The organism is Oleiphilus sp. HI0086, from assembly GCF_001635225.1.
Genome location: NZ_LWFZ01000746.1, coordinates 1 through 3,127 on the forward strand (window position 1 = coordinate 1; position 3,127 = coordinate 3,127).

2 protein-coding genes are annotated in these 3,127 nt (G+C 44.5%); both read left to right on the forward strand.

The genetic code is table 11. From position 1 onward, the window contains the following. Positions 1–353: 353 nt before the first annotated feature. Positions 354–2,840, forward strand: a complete 2,487-nt coding sequence (gene plsB / locus A3756_RS12650) for a glycerol-3-phosphate 1-O-acyltransferase PlsB (protein ID WP_068514686.1) — start codon at positions 354–356, stop codon at positions 2,838–2,840. Beyond that, a partial coding sequence (locus A3756_RS28710; protein WP_231875535.1) for a DUF1499 domain-containing protein occupies positions 2,830–3,127 on the forward strand: 298 nt, incomplete at its 3' end. The genes plsB and A3756_RS28710, both read left to right, overlap by 11 nt.

A 3,127-nucleotide genomic window follows, 5' to 3' on the forward strand; every position in this document is an offset into this window, starting at 1 on the left:
TCTTCTCTGATCGTAAGGCCCGGCAGGAAAATATAGAGAGCGTACTCTTTAATTTCAAGTGTTTTCAGCAAAGCTTTCAAGGTAGTAATCTTTTGCCCCACAGATTTAACCTTGCGGTTACAAATATGTGAAAGACTTGAGATAAAGCAGCCACAGAGCTGTGATTTATGGCCGACAGCAAACAAGTGAATTTTGCCTTGAGGCAGGCTTGCCTATAAACTAGCCCACCAACATATACTGCTCGACAACTCGATTACATGATTCAGCCCATATACAGAAGTTAAGACGCTGAATGCTTGTAGTAGAGCAACCCGGTACTGCACATAATTGAACTAAACGGAGACCCTTAGTTTATGAGTCATTTTTTCGGATTAAGTTCTTTACTATTTAGCCTGCTAAGAAAAATTCTATTCTTGTGGGTTCGCGTTGAAGTAAAAGGTGCCGACACGGAAAGCCTTAAAATAGACCCGAACAAGCCGGTTTGTTATGTTTTACAATACAGCTCACTCTCTGCTCGTCTCGTCCTCGAAAACAGCTGCATTAAGTCTGGACTCCCTTCTGCCCAAGCACAACTCAAACTCAATGAAAACTCGGTTAGGCGCTCTTTTTTCTTCTTGTATGAACGTCAAGGAAACTGGTTTAAAAAACGCCAAACCCCTATGGTCACTAATCGGCTCAAACAAATCGTCAAGACCATTGCCGAGAGCAATAAAAATTCCGATATAGACCCATTGGACGTTCAACTTGTTCCGGTCACTTTATTTTGGGGTCGCTCCCCCGAAAAAGAAAAGTCATGGTTTAGATTACTTTTTTCTGACGGCTGGGCGGTATCCGGGCCTTTCAAAAAGCTCTTGATAATACTCCTTCACGGCCGTCGCAGCCTAGTACAATTCAATCAGCCACTTTCTGTGCAACAAATGCTCGAGGAAAGTAAGCAAGACGAGAAGATTTGTGCTCGAAAAGCCGCTCGTATTTTACGTGTTCACTTTCGTCGTGTACGCCAAACCGTGCTGGGCCCGAACCTATCTCACAGACAAAACCTCGTTCACGGCATTATTAATAGCGGCCCAGTGAAAGCCGCAATTGAGAAACACGCCAGTGAAGAAGGTAAGACACCAGCCCAGTCCAGACAAATAGCTTTAAGCTACGCAGACGAACTGGCTTCCAACTTACAAATATCCACCATCCATTTTCTTGAACGTTTACTCAATAAACTGTGGAATAAGATTTATAACGGTATCAGCGCTAACAATGTCGACAAAGTCCGTGATGTCACCAAAGATCACGCTGTCGTCTACGCACCTTGTCATCGTAGCCACATCGATTACCTATTACTTTCTTCCAAATTATTTGAAGAGGGAATCATGGTGCCACATATTGCAGCGGGCATTAACTTAAACCTTCCTATTGTCGGTTCAATTTTACGCCGCGGCGGTGCTTTCTTTATGCGCCGAAGCTTCAAGGGCAACCCTCTGTACTCAACGGTTTTCTCTGAGTATATCCACACCATTTTCAAACGCGGCTACTCAGTAGAGTACTTTGTTGAGGGTGGTAGAAGCCGCACAGGACGCACACTTTCGCCTCGCGCTGGCATGGTAGCGATGACTGTCACCTCCTATCTCCGTGACCAACAAAAGCCTATCGCCTTTGTACCCACCTATTTCGGCTATGAGAAAGTATTAGAGGGCAGTTCTTATCAAGGCGAGCTTCGTGGCAACAAGAAGCAAAAAGAGTCTATATTTGGCCTATTCAAATCACTTAAAAACCTACGCCGCTCTTTTGGTAAAGTTAGCTTGAACTTTGGTGAACCTATCTACCTTGAGGCCTACCTGGACCAACACCAAGAAAACTGGCGAGACTTTACGGGAATGCAAACCGAGAAACCGCAATGGTTGTCCGGTTTTGTCGACAAGCTCTCTCAGGAAATCGTTACCGGAATCAATAGCTCCGCTGCGATTAATCCTATTAATTTCACTGCCTTGGTACTACTGGCAACCGAACGCTATGCCATGGATGCGAAAGTACTAGGCCGCGTAATGAACTGCTTCAATAGCCTGTTAAAAGAACAACCTTACAGCGAAGATATCACTTTTGCCGAAGGTGATGGCTTTGACTGGATTGAGTACGCTGAAAATATGCACCTGGTCGAGAGGCAAAAACAAGAACTGGGCGACATTATTAGCCTGACCGATAGAAATGCTGTGTCGCTCACTTACAACCGAAATAATATACTTCACTTGTTCGCAATCCCCTCTTTGATCGCCTGTTTAATGCAAAATAACAGTCGCATTGAGAAAACTCAGCTATATAGCCTGTTCAAATCAATCTACCCTTACATTCAGGCAGAACTTTTCCTTCGCTGGAGCAGTGACGAGGTCGAAACAGTATTTGAAGACTGGCTAAAAGTACTCATCCAACACAAGCTGGTAATTGACAACGGTGAGTACATTACTCGTCCGGCAAGCGGCAGTGAGGCCTTCGTAAACTTGTCCATCTTATCTCGTTTGATCATCCAGACCTTGGAACGCTACTACATAGTTGTTGCCATTCTTACGCGTAGTGGTTCAGGGAAGCTTGATGCCGAAGAACTTGAAAAACAGAGTACACTTATGGCTGAACGCATGTCGATTCTCTTTGGTCTCAATGCCCCGGAGTTTTTTGACAAAGCACTGTTCCGAAACTTCATTGCAACGCTGCAAAAAAAGGAATTCTTAACACTTAATGGCGCCAATAAGTTGGTATACGGTGAAGATGTTGAACGTGTAATAGAGGAAGCAAAATTTGTTCTGAACGCAGAACTCCGCCAGGCAATTATGGAAGTGACAGCACTTGAAGCCTAAGAACTGTGCTCTCTATGTCAGCCTTACTCTGCTAGCGATGACAAGTGGCTGCGCTGTCAGCCCGCTACAACAAAGTGATCCTGAACCTAGTCTCAATTGGTGCCCACCACTGCCTAATTGCGTCTCAACTGAAGCAAGTACCTTTTTTCACAAAATAGATCAGTTTTCCCTATCCATGCCTTTTGAAAAGGCGTGGCCACATGTAGTTGCTAGTGTAAACCAGCTCCCTCGCACCGAGATTTCACATCAATATCAGGGCTATATTTACGCAAAAAGTTATTCTCAAA